Here is a 17178-nt window from a genome sequence, read left to right as displayed (position 1 = left end):
CGCGGCTCGCACACCCCCGAGCGACCGTACTTCGAATCGGTGCGTCCGCCGAGCGGAAAGCCACAGGGCCCCCGCCCGAACTCGGGCATCGAATTAGTCGCCTCACCAGCCAAATCGACACGGATACAGGCTGTATCGACCCGGTCTCGGCCAGATCACGGGGCGATCACGGTGAAATCTGGACGTATCCACATGCCCCCGACACCGAAACCCACAGAAACCGGGCCGGTCCACGTCATAGTTCAGGCACAGACTCGACGAATGTCGCACCCGCAGAGCCTTTTCAGCGCGTAGTGGGTGCCCGGTTCCAGTCATGGATCGGGCACGAAATGTGGTCATTGTGACTGGACGCACACGGAAGACCAGGGGTACCAATAGTGAGCACCAGATGTGGTCGAACCCACACCATGCGGAGCAGCAACGGCAGGCCGCCGACACCGGAGGCCAGAGCCCGTGAGGCACGGAACTCAGCGACGAGGAGGTCGGGACGATGAACGCGAAGCAGGGCGAGGAGCGTCGTCGGCTGATCCTGGCCCAGGCCAGGGGCGCCGGTCATATCGCCGTCACCGAGATCGCCGACGAGCTGGACGTGGCCGCCGAGACCGTCCGCCGGGATCTGAAGGTGCTGGAGGATCACGGCCTCCTGCGCCGGACCCACGGCGGTGCCTATCCGGTCGAAGGGGTCGGCTTCGAATCGAACATCGCTCACCGCAGCGAATCCTGGGTCCCGGAGAAGCGGCGCATCGCCGTCGCCGCCGCCGAGCAGCTGGGCCCGGCCGAGACCGTCTACCTGGACGAGGGTTTCACGCCGCAACTGGTCGCCGAGGAGCTGGTGAACTCCGGCCGCGCGCTGACCGTGGTGACATCCTCACTGGCCACCGCGGGCATCCTGGCCGCCTGCGCGGCGATCAACGTGATCCTGCTCGGCGGCCGGGTCCGCGGGCGCACACTGGCCACCGTCGACCACTGGGCCACCGCGATGCTGTCCGATCTGGTCATCGACCTGGCCGTGATGGGAGCCAACGGGCTCACCCGTGATCGCGGCCTCACCGTTCCCGACAGCGCCGTAGCCGCGGTCAAGGCCAAGGCGATGGCCGTCTCGCGACGCAAGGTGTTCGTCGGGATCCACACCAAGTTCGGCGTCACCAGCTTCTGTCGGTTCTCCGACGTCGGCGACTTCGAAACCCTCATCACCGACACCACACTCTCGGCCCACGAGGCCCACCGTTACAGCGCACTCGGCCCACAAGTGATCCGGGTCTGAGACAGGGTCGGCGGCCCCCACCCGGGCGCGGCCGACCACTGGCGCGACAACCACATACCCACCGGAACTGACGAGGAAGTCCTCGTCGGGCATCGGGCTGCACCCGTGGCCACCCCCCGGCCACACTCCCCACCCGCAGTACCAACCGAAAGGAACCACTCCAGATGCGCTGGACCAACAAGGCGGCAATCGCCGCCGGCTGCGCCGCGATGCTCGTCACCGCGGCGTGCAGCAGCTCCTCGTCAAGCGGAGGCTCGACGTCGTCGACCTCCGCTGCTTCCGCGGCGGCCAGCTCGGCTCCGGCCGGGTCGGCCCCGGCCGGCTCCTCCTCGGCCGCCGCCTCGGCACCGGCCGGCAGTGGTTCGTCCTCGGCCCCTGCCGCGTCCGGGGGTAGTACTGCGGCCCCGGCCGCCGACCCGTTCCTGGACAAGTCCAACGCGGGTACGACCATCAACGTGCTGATGGTCAACAACCCCCAGATGGTTGCGTTGCAGGCGTTGACCAAGGACAACTTCACGGCCCAGACCGGCATCAACGTGAACTACACGGTGCTGCCCGAGAACGACATGCGGAACAAGGCCTCCCTGGAGTTCAAGAACCAGGCCGGCCAGTACGACGTCGCCACCCTGTCCAACTTCGAGGCGCCGATCTACGCCAAGAACGGCTGGCTGACCGATCTCACGCCGTACACCCAGAAGGACACCGGCTTCAATCAAGGCGACATCTTCCCCGCCCTGACCTCGTCGCTGTCCAGCGACGGCAAGATCTACGGCGAGCCGTTCTACGGTGAGTCGTCGTTCCTGATGTACCGCAAGGACGTCTTCGCGGCCAAGGGTCTGACCATGCCGGCCAACCCGACCTGGGACGAGGTTTCCGCCCTGGCGGCCAAGGTGGACGGCGCGCAGTCGGGTATGAAGGGCATCTGCCTCCGCGGCGAGCCCGGATGGGGCCAGCTCGGCGCCCCGCTGACCACGGTGGTCAACACGTTCGGTGGCACCTGGTTCGATAAGGACTGGAACGCCCAGGTCAACGCCCAGCCGTTCAAGGACGCCACCAACTTCTACGTGAACCTGGTCAAGGCCCACGGCGAGGTGGGTGCGTCCACCGCCGGCTTCACCGAGTGCCTGACCGCCATGGAGCAGTCGAAGGTTGCCATGTGGTACGACGCGACGTCGGCCGCCGGTTCGCTCGAAGGCTCCGGTTCGCCGGTCGCGGGCAAGGTCGGGTACGCGCAGGCTCCGGTCAAGATGACGAAGTCCTCGGGCTGGCTGTACGCCTGGTCCTGGATGATGGAGAAGAAGACGACCAAGGCCGATGCGGCCTGGAAGTTCATCTCCTGGGCCTCCTCCGCCCAGTACGAGAACCTGGTCGGCCAGAAGAACGGCTGGGCCACCGTCCCGTCGGGCAAGCGCACCTCGCTGTACTCCAACGCGGACTACACCAAGGCCGCCTCCGCCTTCGCCCCGGCGACCCTGGAAGCCCTGAAGAACGCCAACCCGACCAACCCCGGCACCCAGCCGCGGCCCACGGTCGGTATCCAGTTCGTCGACATCCCTGAGTTCACCGATCTCGGTGACAAGGTGACCGCCCTGATCTCATCGGCGATCTCGGGATCCGGCTCCGTGGATGACGCGCTCAACCAGGGCCAGACCCTGGCCGAGTCCGTGGCCTCGAACTACAAGTAGCCGGCGCGACGCGCCAGTCGTTCCACCAGCCGGCGGTGAAGCCGGCGAAGTCAGACACACCAGGGGGTCGGCGCTCGGTTCGCCGAGGGCCGGCCCCCTGGCCGGTGGAAGCTCTGCCGGACCCCTGCCGATGAGTCCCGGCGATCACCCCGCTTGAGTCACCCGAAAGATTGGTTCCTCATGACCGTCACTGATCAACCACGGACGGCGCTGTCCGCCCAAGACCCTGCGGTGCGGGATGCCAACCGCCGGGCCCGGAAAGAGGGCTGGACTCGCCGGGGTCCGCTGCTTCCCGCTCTCGTCTTCACCATCGTCATCACGCAGCTGCCGTTCCTGGCCACGCTCGTGTTCTCCTTCCGGCGCTGGAACACCAACCACCCGAACCGCTACGGCTGGGCCGGGTTCGACAACTACGTCAAGGTGTTCAAGGACAAGCAGATGCTCAAGGACATCTGGCACACCGTGGAGCTGACCGTCACGGTCGTCCTGGTGTCACTCGTCCTCGGGCTCTGCATCGCGCTGCTGCTCAACCGCAAGTTCATGGGCCGCGGCGCCGTTCGCACCATGATGATCGCGCCGTTCTTGATCGTGCCCGTGGCCGCCGCCCTGTTCTTCAAGTTCGGCATGTTCGACCCGAACATCGGTCTGCTCAACGGCGTGCTGACCACCGTGCACCACTGGTTCTCCCCGAACGCGGCGCCGACGGCCATCGACATCACCGGCCCGCACCCGATGCTCGCCGTGCAGATCGCCCTGATCTGGCAGTGGACGCCGTTCATGACCCTGATCCTGCTGGCCGGACTGCAGTCCCGCCCGGGTGACGTGCTGGAGGCGGCCTCGGTGGACGGCGCCACTCCGTGGCAGACCTTCACCAACATCACGCTCCCGCACATGCGGCAGTACCTGGAGCTCGCCGGCCTGCTCGGTGCCATCTACATCATCCAGAACTTCGACGCCGTCTTCACCATCACGCCGTTGAACGTCAACACCGAGAACCTGCCCAACAAGATCTACCAAACGATCTTCAGCTCGAATGACAACGGGCTCGCGTCCGCCCAGGGCGTGATCATCGTGATCGGCACGATCATCATCGCGACCTTCGCCCTGCGCACCGTGTCCAGTCTGTTCAAAGAGGAGAACGCGCGATGACCACCACTGCGATCCCGGCCACCGGGGCCCACAAGCAGTTGAAGGAGGGTGGCGCCGGCAAGAGGAAGGCCGGCGGCATCATCGCCACCGTCGGCACCTGGATCATCGGTCTGATCTTCATCGCGCCGGTGTTCTTCATGGTGCTGACCAGCTTCCACGCGGAGGCCCAGGCCTCGCTGAACGCGCCCAACCTGTTCGCCCCGCTCACCCTGGATGGATACCGCGAGTTCTTCGGCTCCAAGTCCGGCCAGAGCCCGTGGCCCTTCCTGCTCAACTCCCTGCTGGACTCGGTCGTCTCCACCCTGCTCGTGCTGGTCCTGGCGATCCCCGCCGCCTACGCCCTGTCGGTCAAGCCGGTCAAGAAGTGGACCGACGTGATGTTCTTCTTCCTGTCGACCAAGTTCCTGCCGGCCGCTGCCGGCCTGGTGCCGTTGTTCGTCATCGCCAACAACATCGGCGCCCTGAACCACTCCTGGTTCCTGATCATCCTGTACACCGCGATGAACCTGCCGATCGCCGTGTGGATGATGCGGTCCTTCCTGGCCGACATCCCACCGGCCCTGTTCGAGGCGGCCTCGCTGGACGGCGCCGGGCTGGCCAAGACCCTCACCCGGGTCGTCGCCCCGATCGCCATGCCGGGCATCGCCTCGACCTCGTTGATCTGCTTCATCTTCGCCTGGAACGAACTGCTGATGGCCAACCTGCTGACCTCGAGCCAGCAGGCGCAGACGGCACCGGTGTTCCTGACCAGCTTCATCACCTCGCAGGGTCTGTTCCTGGCCAAGGTCTCGGCCGCCGCGTTCGCGGTGTCCGTACCCGTCCTGGTGGCCGGCTTCGCGGCGCAGGACAAACTGGTGCAGGGTCTGTCCCTCGGCGCGGTCAAGTAGTTCCAGCCGCACCGCCAACCTCACACTCCGTCCGGGCGGGATCGCTGACCAGCGCTCCCGCCCGGATGCATATCAGGCAAGAGAAGGAACCGAAGATGGCTCAGCTCAACACCGCCGCTCTGGCCGAGGTCGGCCGGAGCGTCCCCGTCCCGACCTACGACCGCGGCGCCGTGACCACCGGGATCGTGCACTTCGGGGTGGGCGGCTTCCACCGCGCTCACCAGGCGATGTACCTGGACCGGCTGATGAACGACGGGAAGGCCCTGGACTGGGGCATCTGCGGGGTTGGCGTCATGCCGTCCGACCAGCGGATGAAGCAGACGATGGACGCCCAGGACTGTCTGTACACGCTGGTGCTCAAAGCCCCGGACGGGTCGTGGGAGCCGCGCGTCATCGGGTCGATCGTCGAGTACCTGTTCGCCCCGGACGACCCGCAGGCCGTGATCGAGAAGATGGCCGACCCGGCCACCCGGATCGTGTCGTTGACCGTGACCGAAGGCGGCTACAACTTCCACCAGGTCACCGGGAAGTTCGACGAGACCAACCCGGCGGTGGCCGCGGACCTGGCGCCTGGGGCCGTACCCACCACCACCTTCGGCTTGATCACCGAGGCTCTGGTCCGCCGCCGCGCACGGGGTCTCGCCCCGTTCACGATCATGAGCTGCGACAACATCCAGGGCAACGGCCACGTCGCCCACGAGGTGTTCACCGCCTTCGCCCGGCTCCGTGAGGCCGCATCGGGCGAGGCCGGCCTGGGCGACTGGGTCGACACCACGGTGCACTTCCCGAACTGCATGGTCGACCGCATCACGCCGGTCACCACCGACGACGACCGTTCCGCGATCAGCGAGCGGTTCGACATCCAGGATGCGTGGCCCGTGGTGTGCGAGCCGTTCACCCAATGGGTGCTGGAGGACAATTTCAGCCTCGGCCGGCCACCCCTGGAGGACGTCGGCGTCCAGATCGTCACGAACGTCGAGCCGTACGAGCTGATGAAGCTGCGACTGCTCAACGCCAGCCACCAGGCGCTGTGCTACTTCGGCTACCTGGCTGGCTACCGGCTGGTCCACGAGGTCTGCCAGGACCCGCTGTTCGCGCGGTTCCTGCTGGCCTACATGAACCGCGAGGCCACCCCGACCCTGGAACCCGTGCCCGGGATCGATCTGGACGAGTACAAGCACCAGTTGATCTCCCGGTTCTCCAATGCCGGGGTCCGCGACACGGTGGCCCGGCTGTGCGCCGAGAGCAGCGACCGGATCCCCAAGTGGCTGCTGGCCGTCATCCGTGAGCAACTCCGGACCGGTGGCGACATCACGCTGGCCACGGCCGTGGTGGCCAGCTGGGCCCGTTACGCCGAGGGCGTCGACGAGCAGGGCGAGCCGATCGAGATCGTCGACCGGCTGGCCGACCGGTTGAAGGCCGCCGCCGCGCGCCAACGCACCGAACCGCTGGCCTTCGTCTCCGACCGCGAACTGTTCGGCGACCTGGTCGAGGAGAAGCGATTCGTCTCCAGCTATGTGGACACCCTGAACTCGCTGCACCAGGTCGGCGCCCGGGCCACCCTGGAAAAGCTGGTCGCGCCGATCCCGGTCTAGGACCGCCCCGCACCCCGTGGCCCGTTCGGTACTCGCCGGACGGGCCACGGCCCTTCCTCCCGCCGCTGGGCTCAGCCGTGCGGGGGGACGGCGAACAACACTGGTGTCCCGTCCGGTAGCTGGACCTCGACCCGGGAGATCTGGGACAGCCGCAGGGCCGTGGCCGTGGTGACGACCGACCCCGCCCCGGACACCGACTTCCAGCCTCCGGCCGGCACGGCCTTTCCGGCCGCGTCGTAGGCGACCAGGTCGTACCACTCTCCCGGTTCGTGGGCACTTTCGTAGTGGCAGTTGACGACGATGCTCGTACCCCACTGTTTGTCGACCAGCTGCAACGAGACGTTCATCGGCCCGGGCACCACGTGCTCCATCGCGACCGGCGCGGGTAGGGCGGAGCTACCGGAAGGAGTCGCTGGACGCAGCACCAGGGTGATCACCAGAGCCACCACACAGGCTGCGGCGGCCGCCATCGTGCCGGTCCAGATCCACCGCCGCCGCCGACCCTGCCGGGCGGCCGCCCTCAGCAGACGCGGGAGCAGAGTGTCCGGAACGGGCGGCGGATCCTGCTCCAGATCCGCGGCCGACGTGAGCCCGAGCAGACCGGGCAGACCCGCCAGGCGGGCCACCGAGGCCTGACAGTCCCGGCAGGTCGCGAGATGCTGCTCGAACGCCTGCCGTTCCGCAGGCGACAGCGAGCCGAGCACGTAGGAGGCGTCGTCCAGGCACAGCGTCGATTGCGGCTGCTCACTCATGTGACCACCCCCAACTCCTGCAGGGCCAGACGCAAGGCCTGGAGCGCGTAGTGCGTTCTCGATTTGACGGTTCCGAGCGGGATGCCGAGACGGGCGGCGGCCTGGACCGCGGTGCTGCCCCGGTAGTAGCACTCCAGCAGGACGGCCCGATGCTCGGTGGTGAGCCGCCGCAGCGCCTCGCCGACCAGCATCGACTGGAGCGCGGCGTCGGTGCTGTCCGGGGTGAACTGCTCCGGGACGTGGTCGGTCAGTGACTCCGGGCGCCGTCCTCGGGCCCTCCACTGGTCGACCACGATGTTACGGGCGACCGTGAACAGCCAGCTGCGGGCCGACGTGTCGTGCTGTTCGAGCAGCTCCGGCCGGCGCCAGGCGCGGAGCAGCGTCTCCTGGACCACGTCCTCGGCCCGTCCGCGGTCACCGTTGGTCAGCCCGAGGGCGAACGACCAGAGGGCGGCGGCGTGCTCGTCGTGCAACGCCCGCATGAGGTCGGCGTTGGACTCCGATGCCGCCATCCCCGCCTCCGTTCCGCCTTGTCCCCGTGAATGCACTGTGGTGATGATCAGGCCTTCCGACGTTCGGCCGCCAGCGCCAGGACAGCACCGGCCACGGCCACCCACTCGGCGACCTCGGCCAGGACGACCTGATTGCCCCCGAAGGTCTCGTGAACGCCGAACAACCCGACGGTGGCCGAGATGTAGTACGCGGCGAGCGTCGCGACACCGAATCCGACCGCGGCCAGCAGCGGCAGCCAGTGGTGCCAGAGCAGCACGGCCAGGCCGATGACGATCCCGCCGATCGCGTTGGCCATGAACGCCGGTCCGATCACCTTGATGCCGCTGAACCCGTCGAAGTACAGCACCAGGTGAACGTCCGCGCTCAGCAGCACCCCGGCCGCGGCCAGCCCGCGGCCGAGTGCCGAGCGCCGATCGACGGGGTTCCCGGCCGGGGAACGCACGTTCGTCGCCAGGTTCCGGGTGCTCACCATGGTCTCCTCCTCGATGTGGTTCGACTGCCCCTGCCCACCACACGCCGACCGGGCCCGGAACGTTCAACCGGGCCGATCTGAACCTTTTCCGAGAACGGGTCGTGATAGCCGTCATGACGACTCACCTGACCGCCGCCGCGGAAGCCGCCACCGACCCGAGCCCCGCCGACGCACCGAAGACCACCGGCTCCCACCTGCCCGCCCCGAACCGCCGGGAGGTGCTTCTGGCCGCCGGGCTCGGTGCCGGCGCCCTCGCACTGGCGGCCTGTGGCAGTTCCAGTACCCCGGCCGCCTCCACCTCCACCACCGCGACATCGGCGACATCGGCGGCCGCCGGCTCGGCGGGCGGCGCTGCGCCGGGCGGGAACGCCCTGGTCGCGGTGAGCAAGGTGCCGGTCGGCGGCGCCGTGGCCGCCACCGACGCGAACGGCAAACCGATCGTCGTCGCCCAGCCCAGTGCCGGGAAGGTCGTCGCCTTCAGCGCGATCTGCACGCACATGGGGTGCACGGTCGCCGTGGCCGGCACCGAGCTCGACTGCCCCTGCCACGGCTCCAAGTACAACGCGCTGACCGGCGCGGTCGTCAACGGGCCGGCGTCCAAGCCACTGCCGTCGGTGGCGGTCGAGATCAGCGGGGGCAACGTGGTCGCGGGCTGACTCCCGGGCGGGCGCCGCGGCGCCGGTCACGCCCACCGTGCGGTCGGCGGCCAACGGGGACACAATGCCCTCCAGGGAAAGGTGTGCCCGCGCAACGCTGCCCGGAGGCGACATGACCACCAACGGACCCATCCCGGTGCCGTCCCAGACCAGGGCCGACCGGGTCCGGAACGTCGCCCTGGTCGGCCCGTCAGGCGGGGGCAAGACGACGTTCGCCGAGTCGGTGCTGTACCTGACCGGGGAGCTCAACCGGGCCGGCAGTGTCGCGGAGGGCACCACCGCACTCGACCACGACGACATCGAGAAGCGGCTGGGGCACTCGGTGTCCATGACGGTGGCCTCCACCACGCTGGCCGATCCGTCCCTGTTGGGTCGGCCCGACCCGGTGCGGGTCAATCTCGTGGACACCCCGGGCCATGCCGATTTCGTCGGCGAACTGCGCGCCGGCCTCCGCGCCGCAGACGCCGCCTTGTTCGTGGTGTCAGCGGTCGACGGGGTGGACGCCCCGACCCGGGCCCTGTGGCAGGAGTGTGCCGCGGCCGGTACGCCGCGGGCCATCGTGGTGACCCACATCGACCAACCGCGCGGCGACTTCGCGTCGGCCGTGCAGGAGTGCCGGGAGTCGTTCGGCGCCGGCGTCCAGGCGTTGTACGTGCCCGACGGCGACACCCTGGTCGGGCTGTTGTCGGGGACCGCGTACCGGCTGGATGCCGACCGACGGCACCGTTCACGTTCGGAGACGGCGACCGTCCCGGCGGCGGATCGGGACGCGCTGATCGAGGGCATCATCACCGAATCGGAGGACGACACCTTGCTCGACCGTTACCTGGGCGGTGAGGTGATCGAGTTCGACACGCTGGTCGCCGACCTGGAGAAGGCGGTCGCCCGCGGCGCGTTCCACCCGGTCGTGCCGGTCGTCCCGACCACGGGCCTCGGGGTTCCGGAGGCCCTCGAGTTGATCGCGCGGGCGTTCCCCGACCCTCGCGAACACCCGATCGACCTGTTCAGCCCGGCCGGAGCCACGCTGGGTCCGATCGACTTCGACGGGCCACTGGTCGCCGAGGTGGTCAAGACGACCACCGATCCGTACGTCGGGCGGGTCAGTCTTGTCCGGGTCTACCGGGGTGTGCTCACGCCGGACTCGCCGGTGCACGTCAGCGGGCACCTGTCCGCGTTCTCCGGACTGGACCGGGACGAGCAGCGGCATCCGGCCCATGACCTCGACGAGCGGGTCGGAGCCGTGTCGAGGCCGGTCGGCGCGAACCTGCAGCCCGTCGCCCGGGCGGTCGAAGGCGACATCGTCGCCGTGGCCCGGCTGGCCCATGCCGAGACCGGCGACACCCTGTCCGACCCGACGCAACCGGCCGTCCTGCCGCCGTGGACGATCCCAGAGCCGTTGCTGCCCACCGCCGTGACCCCGCGGGCCAGCGGCGACGAGGACAAGTTGATGCAGGCGCTGGCCCGGCTCCAGGCCGAGGACCCGACCGTACGGGTCGAGGTCGACCCGGACACCGAGCAGATGGTGATCTGGACGGTCGGGACCGCTCAGCTCGACGTCGTGCTGGACCGGCTGCGGACCCGGGCCGGCGTGGAGATCACCACCCACCCGGTGCTGGTGCCACTGCGCGAGACCATCCGGTCCGCCGCCGACGGGTTGGGTCGGCATGTGAAGCAGTCCGGCGGCCACGGTCAGTACGCCATCGTCGAGGTGCAGGTCGAGCCGTTGGCCGAGGGCAACGGGTTCGAGTTCGTCGATCGGGTGGTCGGCGGCGCCGTGCCCCGCCAGTACATCCCCAGTGTCGAGAAAGGCGTCCGGCAGCAGTTGGAACGGGGCGTCACCGGCCACCCGATGGTCGACCTCCGGGTCACCCTGGTGGGCGGCAAGGCGCACAGCGTCGACTCGTCTGATGCCGCCTTCCAGCTGGCCGGGGCGCTGGCCCTGAAGAATGCCTGCTCCACCGCCGGAGTGCAGGTGCTGGAGCCCGTTGACAGCATCGAGATCACGGTGGACGACGAATTCGTCGGCGCCGTCCTGGCCGACCTGTCGTCCCGCCGCGGACGCGTCAGAGGCACCGCGGCCGTCGGCGCCGGCCGCTCCCAGGTGCAGGCCGACGTACCGGCCGTCGAGCTGGTGCGCTACGCGGCCGATCTCCGCTCGCTCGCGCGCGGGAGCGGTCAATTCCGCCGGGAGTATCTCCGCCATGCCCCCGCTCCGGACGCAGTGCTCGACCGGCTGCAGGCCAAGTCGTGATAGTGGGGCCGTTCGCCGGATACGCTCAAGCTTCAACCCCGCCCATCGAAGGACTGCATGTGAGCACACGGCAACACACCCGGCCGGGGACCCCGGCCATTCTCACGCTGATCGCGTTGGTCGCCGTCGTGCTGTTCGGTGGGTCCGGGATGGCCGCTGCGGCCGGTCCGACGGTGGTCGCCCAGCCGACGACAACGACCCTGACCGTGACCCCGACAGCCCGGGGCTACGGCACGGCGACGGTGGCTCGGGCGGTGGTCCGCGACAGCGGTCAGCATGCCCGCCCGGGCAGCGTCCGGTTCTACCTCGACCAGGCCCTCGTCGCGACCGTCGCTCTGCCCATCTCCGGCATTGCTTCCGTCTCGATCGGAACCGGTGCGTCGGTCGGACGGCATGTCGTACGGGCGGTCTACGTCCCGGCGCCGAACCTCGCGGTTGCGTCGTCGAGAGCAGACCGGGCGTTCGACGTGACTCGCGCCAGGCCCACCTGGTACGTCTCGGTCCCCCTGCCGGTCGTCTTCGGCGGCAAGGCCGCGCTGAACGTTGTGGTGAACGGCCCCAAGGTGTCGCCCGGGACGGCCTCCCTCATGCTCGGCGGCCGAACCATCCAGAAGCTGGCCGTGCCGAGCAGCGGCCCGCTCAAGTTCCGGCCGAGCGTGAGCTGGAACGCGGGCCGGGCCAACTTCACCCTGACCTACTCCGGTAACGCCTACACCGCCCCGTCCAGCCGACCGGTCGTGCTCAATACGGCCAAGGCTGCCAGCACGCTCAATCTCAGCGCACCGACCAGCCTGGCCTACGGCACCGGCGGCATCGTCCGGGTCGGGATCACGTCGGCCGGAACGAAGGCCACCGGCGTGGTCACCCTGTTCGTCGACGGAACGGCCCGCAGCGCCTCCCGGCTGTCGGCCGGGGCAGCTGCCCTGACCATCCCGGCCCTGAAGGCCGGCCGGCACACGTTGACGGCACAGTATGCCGGCGACTCCAACCACGGCACGGCCACGCGCTCGGCGACCATCACGGCGCCCGCTACCCCCTGCCCGGTGAGCGCACGCGCCTGCGTCGATCTGACCCATTCGGTCACCTGGCTGCAGAGCGGTGGCCGGATCACCTACGGCCCGGTGGTGATGACCTCGGGACGCCCCGGCTACCGCTCCAATGCCGGCATGTTCACCGTGTACTGGAAGGACATCAACCACCACTCGTCGGAGTTCAACAACGCCCCGATGCCGTACTCGGTGTTCTTCGACGGTGGCATCGCGTTCCACGAGGGCAGCGTGTACGTGCAGTCGCACGGCTGCATCCACCTGACCCAGTCGGCTGCGCAGACGTACTTCAACTCTCTGCACGTCGGGGACCAGGTCTACGTCTTCGGCTACGCCCCCTACTAGAGGTCGGCGCGACCTGCAGGGGTCCAGTGCTGAACGAGGAGCCGGTCCGCCCGAAAGGGGCGGACCGGCTCTTCTGCTGTGGTCAGCCTCGGCTGGATGGGGTCGGGCCGGTCGGAACTCGTCACCGGGTCCGCACTGGCCAACCCCACACCCGCGGGCTTGTCGTCACACCCGCGGGCTTGTCGTCACACCCGCGGGCTTGTCGTCACACCAGCTGGCCGTCCGCACACCCGTTGGCCGTCCGCACAACCGTTGGCCGTCCGCACACCCGCTGGCCGTCCGCACCCCCGCTGGCCGTCCGCACCCCCGCTGGCCGTCCGCACAACCGTTGGCCGCCCGCACACCCGCTGGCCGCCCGCACCCCCGCTGGCCGATCGGGAGCCGGTGTGCCGGCGACGGACCGGTGTCGCAGCCACTCGCGACGGCCGGGACGGTGCGCCAGGTGGTCCGCCGGGTGGTCCCCAACGCCGAACGGCCCGGCTCCCCCACGTGGGTGGGAGAGCCGGGCCGTCCGGTTGATGCGGTGGATCAGCGGTAGTCGCGACCCATGTCGTAGTCGTCCAGCGGCACCGCGGTTCCGGCCGCGACACCGAAGGTGTCACTGCCGTAGTAGGTGTCGTCGAACGACGCCATCGAGTACGCCGCCGCACGCGCTTCCTCGGTCGGCTGCACCGCGATGTCGCGGTAGCGGGCGATGCCCGTACCGGCCGGGATGAGCTTGCCGATGATGACGTTCTCCTTCAGGCCGACCAACTTGTCCGACTTGGCGTTGATCGCCGCGTCGGTGAGCACCCGGGTCGTCTCCTGGAAGGAGGCGGCCGAGAGCCACGAGTCGGTAGCCAGCGAGGCCTTGGTGATACCCATCAGAGCCGGGCGGCCGGCCGCCGCTTCGCCACCTTCGGCGAGGATGCGGCGGTTGGTCGCCTCGAACTCCTTGCGCTCGATCACGGCACCGGGCAGGAACTCGGTCGAGCCGGAGTCGATGATCGTGACGCGACGGAGCATCTGACGAACGATGACCTCGATGTGCTTGTCGTGGATCGACACACCCTGGGAGCGGTAGACCTCCTGGACCTCGCGGACCAGGTGCAGCTGCACCCGACGCGGGCCCATCACACGCAGGACCTCGTGCGGGTCGACGTTGCCCTCGAGCAGGTGCTGCCCGACGGCCACGGTGTCACCGTCGATGAGCAGACGCTCGCTGCCGTCCACCGTGATGGTGGCCAGTCGCTGGGTCTTCGGCAGCTTGTCGTAGACAACCTCTTCGCTGCCGTCGTCCGGAACGATGACGATGCGCAGGAACTTGTCCGCGTCCTCGATCCGGATCCGTCCGGCGGCGTCCGCGATCGGCGCCTTGCCCTTCGGGATACGGGCTTCGAAGAGCTCCTGCACGCGGGGCAGACCCTGGGTGATGTCCGAGGACCCAGAGGCGGCACCGGTGTGGAAGGTACGCATGGTCAGCTGGGTACCCGGCTCACCGATGGACTGCGCGGCAACGACACCGACGGCCTCGCCGACGTCGACCAGCAGGCCGGTAGCCAGGCTGCGTCCGTAGCAAACGGCACAGGTGCCGATGGCCGCTTCGCAGGTCAGCACCGAACGCATCTTCAGCGACGTGATCCCGGCGGCGACCGCCGATGCCACGTGCCACTCCCGCATGTCGGTACCGGCCGGGACGACGACGTTCCCGTCCTTGTCGACGGCATCGACGGCCAGGACACGAGCCTGGATCGACGTCTCGACGAACTCATCCGTACGCAGCACGCCGTCCGGGCCGGCCGCGGCGATCGGCAGGTCGACGCCGCGCTCGGTCCCACAGTCGGACTCGCGCACGATGACGTCCTGCGACACGTCGACCAGACGACGGGTCAGGTAACCCGACTCCGCCGTACGGAGCGCGGTGTCGGCCAGACCCTTACGGGCCGAGTGCGTGTTGATGAAGTACTCGAGCACCGACAGGCCCTCGCGGAACGAGTTCCGGATCGGCCGCGGGATCTGGACGCCCTTGGAGTTGGCGACGACACCCTTCATACCGGCGAGGCTTCGAACCTGGATCCAGTTACCGGCGGCACCGGCGGCAACCAGGGTGTAGACCGGGTTGTCCTTCGGGTAGGCCGGCGGGATGGCCGCCTCGATCTCCTTGGTGGCCGCCTCCCAGATCTTGACCAGGTCTTCGCGACGCTCTTCCGGCGAGAGGTTGCCTCGCTGGTACGCCTTCTCCACCGTCTCGGCCTGGCCGTCGTACTTGGCCAGGATCGCGGGCTTGGACTCCGGGATGATGACGTCGCCGATGGCGACGGTCATGCCGGAGCGGGTGGCCCAGTGGAAGCCGGCTTCCTTGAGCTTGTCCAAGGTCTGCGCAACCAGGGACATCGGGTAGTGCTCGGCCAGATCGTTGACGATCGCGGCCTGCACCTTCTTCGGCAGCTCCTGGTTGACGAACGGGTACCCGGCGGGCAGCAGCTCGTTGAACAGGACGCGACCCAGGGTGGAGCTGACGGTCCAGGGATCGCCGGCCTTCCAGTCCTCGGGCAACTCGGCGCCTTCGGTCGGAACGACCCCGTGCAGCCGGATGTTGATCGGCGTCCGCACCTCGATCTCGCCGCGGTCGAGGGCCATCAGGGCCTCGGCCGAGGACGAGTACGAGCGCAGCTGGCCTCGGGCCTCTTCTAGGTCACCGTCATCGAGAATGTGGTGAGCACCCTTCGCGTTCTCGTCCAGCCCGCACAGGTAGTACAGACCGGTGACGAGGTCGAGCGACGGCATGGCCAACGGCTTGCCCGACGCCGGCGACAGGATGTTGTTGCTCGAGAGCATCAACACGCGGGCCTCGGCCTGGGCCTCGGCCGACAGCGGAAGGTGGACCGCCATCTGGTCGCCGTCGAAGTCGGCGTTGAACGCGGCACAGACCAGTGGGTGCAGCTGGATGGCCTTGCCCTCGACCAGCATCGGCTCGAAGGCCTGGATGCCCAGACGGTGCAGGGTCGGCGCGCGGTTCAGCAGCACCGGGTGCGAGTTGATGACCTCTTCGAGGACGTCCCACACCTGCGAGCGCTGACGCTCGACCATGCGCTTGGCCGACTTGATGTTCTGCGCGTGGTTCAGGTCGACCAGACGCTTCATCACGAACGGCTTGAACAGCTCGAGAGCCATCAGCTTGGGCAGACCGCACTGGTGCAGCTGCAGCTGCGGGCCGACGACGATGACCGACCGGCCGGAGTAGTCGACGCGCTTGCCGAGCAGGTTCTGACGGAACCGGCCCTGCTTGCCCTTGAGCAGATCGGACAGCGACTTGAGCGGGCGGTTGCCCGGTCCGGTCACCGGCCGGCCGCGGCGGCCGTTGTCGAACAGCGCGTCGACGGCCTCCTGCAGCATCCGCTTCTCGTTGTTGACGATGATCTCGGGTGCACCGAGGTCGATCAGTCGCTTCAACCGGTTGTTGCGGTTGATCACGCGGCGGTACAGGTCGTTGAGGTCGGAGGTCGCGAAGCGGCCACCGTCCAGCTGCACCATCGGGCGGAGCTCCGGCGGGATGACCGGAACGCAGTCCAGCACCATGCCCAGCGGCGAGTTGTTCGTCGACTGGAACGCAGCGACGACCTTGAGGCGCTTGATGGCGCGGATCTTGCGCTGACCCTTGCCGTTCTTGATCGTGTCGCGCAACGAGGTTGCCTCGTTGTCGATGTCGAAGTCGGCGATGATCTTCTTGAGCGCCTCGGCGCCCATGCCACCGGAGAAGTAGTCGCCGAAGCGATCCTGCAGCTCGCGGTAGAGGATCTCGTCGATGATCAGGTCGCGGACCTTGAGCTTCTTGAACAGGTCGAGGACCTCGTCCAGCTTGTCGATCTCGCGCTGTGCGCGGTCGCGGATCTGGCGCTGCTCACGCTCGCCACCCTCGCGGACCTTGCGGCGGACATCGGACTTGGCGCCCTCGGCCTCGAGCTCGGCCAGGTCGGCCTCGAGCTTCTTGGCCCGGGCGTCGATGTCGGCGTCGCGGAGGTTCTCCAGGTTCTTGCGCTCGACCGACATCTCGGCCTCGATGGTCGGCAGGTCGTTGTGACGCTGCTCGTCATCGACGGACGTGATCAGGTAGGCCGCGAAGTAGATGATCTTCTCGAGATCCTTCGGGGCCAGATCGAGCAGGTAGCCCAAGCGCGACGGAACGCCCTTGAAGTACCAGATGTGAGTGACCGGGGCGGCCAGTTCGATGTGGCCCATCCGCTCACGGCGCACCTTGGCCCGCGTGACCTCGACGCCACAGCGCTCGCAGATGATGCCCTTGAACCGGACACGCTTGTACTTACCGCAGGCGCACTCCCAGTCGCGGGTCGGACCGAAGATCTTCTCGCAGAAGAGCCCGTCCTTCTCCGGCTTGAGGGTGCGGTAGTTGATGGTCTCGGGCTTCTTGACCTCGCCGTGAGACCAGGTACGGATATCGTCCGCGGCCGCCAGACCGATTCGGATCTCGTCGAAGAAATTGACGTCGAGCACTGATTGCACGTCCCTGTCTTGTCAAAAGGGTGGGGCACCGCTTCCGGACTCTCGTCCGGAAGCTCGGTGGCA

General features: G+C 68.4%; 12 protein-coding genes. 8 read left to right on the top strand and 4 right to left on the bottom strand.

The window, feature by feature from the left end:
- The first annotated feature begins 490 nt into the window (after positions 1-490).
- From BLS97_RS12565 to BLS97_RS12545, 5 genes are all read left to right on the top strand, one after another.
- A complete protein-coding gene (locus BLS97_RS12565; protein WP_090476325.1) occupies positions 491-1264 on the top strand; it encodes a DeoR/GlpR family DNA-binding transcription regulator in 774 nt (257 codons plus the stop codon).
- A 164-nt stretch (positions 1265-1428) separates the two neighbouring features.
- Positions 1429-2949, top strand: a complete 1521-nt coding sequence (locus BLS97_RS12560) for an ABC transporter substrate-binding protein (protein ID WP_231988082.1) — start codon at positions 1429-1431, stop codon at positions 2947-2949.
- 180 nt (positions 2950-3129) lie between these two features.
- On the top strand, positions 3130-4098 hold the full coding sequence (locus tag BLS97_RS12555; RefSeq protein ID WP_090476323.1) for a carbohydrate ABC transporter permease: 969 nt from the start codon (positions 3130-3132) through the stop codon (positions 4096-4098).
- Positions 4095-4985 (top strand): carbohydrate ABC transporter permease, encoded by an 891-nt coding sequence (locus BLS97_RS12550; protein WP_090476320.1) that lies wholly within the window; start codon positions 4095-4097, stop codon positions 4983-4985. Before BLS97_RS12555 ends, BLS97_RS12550 begins: the two co-directional genes overlap by 4 nt.
- Positions 4986-5080: 95 nt before the next feature.
- Positions 5081-6580 (top strand): mannitol dehydrogenase family protein, encoded by a 1500-nt coding sequence (locus BLS97_RS12545; RefSeq protein WP_090476318.1) that lies wholly within the window; start codon positions 5081-5083, stop codon positions 6578-6580.
- Positions 6581-6651: 71 nt separating this feature from the next.
- Here the strand turns inward: BLS97_RS12545 and BLS97_RS12540 are convergent, their stop codons facing one another.
- Genes BLS97_RS12540 through BLS97_RS12530 form a run of 3 tightly spaced genes read right to left on the bottom strand, consistent with a single transcriptional unit; the run spans position 6652 to position 8317 of the window.
- Complete coding sequence (locus BLS97_RS12540; protein ID WP_090476316.1) at positions 6652-7332, bottom strand: anti-sigma factor family protein; 681 nt, start codon at positions 7330-7332, stop codon at positions 6652-6654.
- Positions 7329-7844 (bottom strand): sigma-70 family RNA polymerase sigma factor, encoded by a 516-nt coding sequence (locus tag BLS97_RS12535; RefSeq protein WP_090476314.1) that lies wholly within the window; start codon positions 7842-7844, stop codon positions 7329-7331. Before BLS97_RS12535 ends, BLS97_RS12540 begins: the two co-directional genes overlap by 4 nt.
- A gap of 47 nt (positions 7845-7891) precedes the next feature.
- Positions 7892-8317 carry a hypothetical protein gene (locus BLS97_RS12530; RefSeq protein WP_197676159.1) on the bottom strand — a complete coding sequence of 142 codons (426 nt, stop codon included), beginning with the start codon at positions 8315-8317 and terminating at the stop codon, positions 7892-7894.
- Positions 8318-8430: 113 nt separating this feature from the next.
- On the opposite strand from BLS97_RS12530, the gene BLS97_RS12525 reads away from it, so the two are divergent.
- From BLS97_RS12525 to BLS97_RS23520, 3 genes are all read left to right on the top strand, one after another.
- The gene (locus BLS97_RS12525; protein WP_090476312.1) at positions 8431-8973 is read left to right on the top strand and encodes a QcrA and Rieske domain-containing protein; all 543 of its coding nucleotides are present in this window, start codon (positions 8431-8433) and stop codon (positions 8971-8973) included.
- 112 nt (positions 8974-9085) lie between these two features.
- Entirely contained in the window at positions 9086-11224 is a 2139-nt protein-coding gene (locus BLS97_RS12520; protein WP_090476310.1) for an elongation factor G-like protein EF-G2, read from the top strand.
- A gap of 59 nt (positions 11225-11283) precedes the next feature.
- Positions 11284-12615, top strand: coding sequence for an Ig-like domain repeat protein (locus BLS97_RS23520; protein WP_197676158.1), 1332 nt, complete (start codon positions 11284-11286; stop codon positions 12613-12615).
- 528 nt (positions 12616-13143) lie between these two features.
- Here BLS97_RS23520 and BLS97_RS12510 read toward each other — a convergent pair.
- Positions 13144-17106, bottom strand: coding sequence for a DNA-directed RNA polymerase subunit beta' (locus BLS97_RS12510; protein WP_090476308.1), 3963 nt, complete (start codon positions 17104-17106; stop codon positions 13144-13146).
- Between the last annotated feature and the right edge of the window lie 72 nt (positions 17107-17178).

This window comes from Nakamurella panacisegetis (genome assembly GCF_900104535.1).
GTDB classification, from domain to species: domain Bacteria; phylum Actinomycetota; class Actinomycetes; order Mycobacteriales; family Nakamurellaceae; genus Nakamurella; species Nakamurella panacisegetis.
The sequence above is the reverse complement of the archived record's forward strand: the minus strand, read 5'-3'. Positions and strand labels throughout refer to the sequence as shown.

Bases quoted from the DNA above. Each gene is read 5' to 3' on its own strand.
- BLS97_RS12550 (WP_090476320.1), top strand. From the start codon at position 4,095: ATGACCACCACTGCGATCCCGGCCACCGGGGCCCACAAGCAGTTGAAG.
- BLS97_RS12530 (WP_197676159.1), bottom strand. From the start codon at position 8,317: ATGGTGAGCACCCGGAACCTGGCGACGAACGTGCGTTCCCCGGCCGGG.
- BLS97_RS12535 (WP_090476314.1), bottom strand. From the start codon at position 7,844: ATGGCGGCATCGGAGTCCAACGCCGACCTCATGCGGGCGTTGCACGAC.
- BLS97_RS12540 (WP_090476316.1), bottom strand. From the start codon at position 7,332: ATGAGTGAGCAGCCGCAATCGACGCTGTGCCTGGACGACGCCTCCTAC.
- BLS97_RS12525 (WP_090476312.1), top strand. From the start codon at position 8,431: ATGACGACTCACCTGACCGCCGCCGCGGAAGCCGCCACCGACCCGAGC.
- BLS97_RS12520 (WP_090476310.1), top strand. From the start codon at position 9,086: ATGACCACCAACGGACCCATCCCGGTGCCGTCCCAGACCAGGGCCGAC.
- BLS97_RS12565 (WP_090476325.1), top strand. From the start codon at position 491: ATGAACGCGAAGCAGGGCGAGGAGCGTCGTCGGCTGATCCTGGCCCAG.
- BLS97_RS12560 (WP_231988082.1), top strand. From the start codon at position 1,429: ATGCGCTGGACCAACAAGGCGGCAATCGCCGCCGGCTGCGCCGCGATG.
- BLS97_RS12555 (WP_090476323.1), top strand. From the start codon at position 3,130: ATGACCGTCACTGATCAACCACGGACGGCGCTGTCCGCCCAAGACCCT.
- BLS97_RS12545 (WP_090476318.1), top strand. From the start codon at position 5,081: ATGGCTCAGCTCAACACCGCCGCTCTGGCCGAGGTCGGCCGGAGCGTC.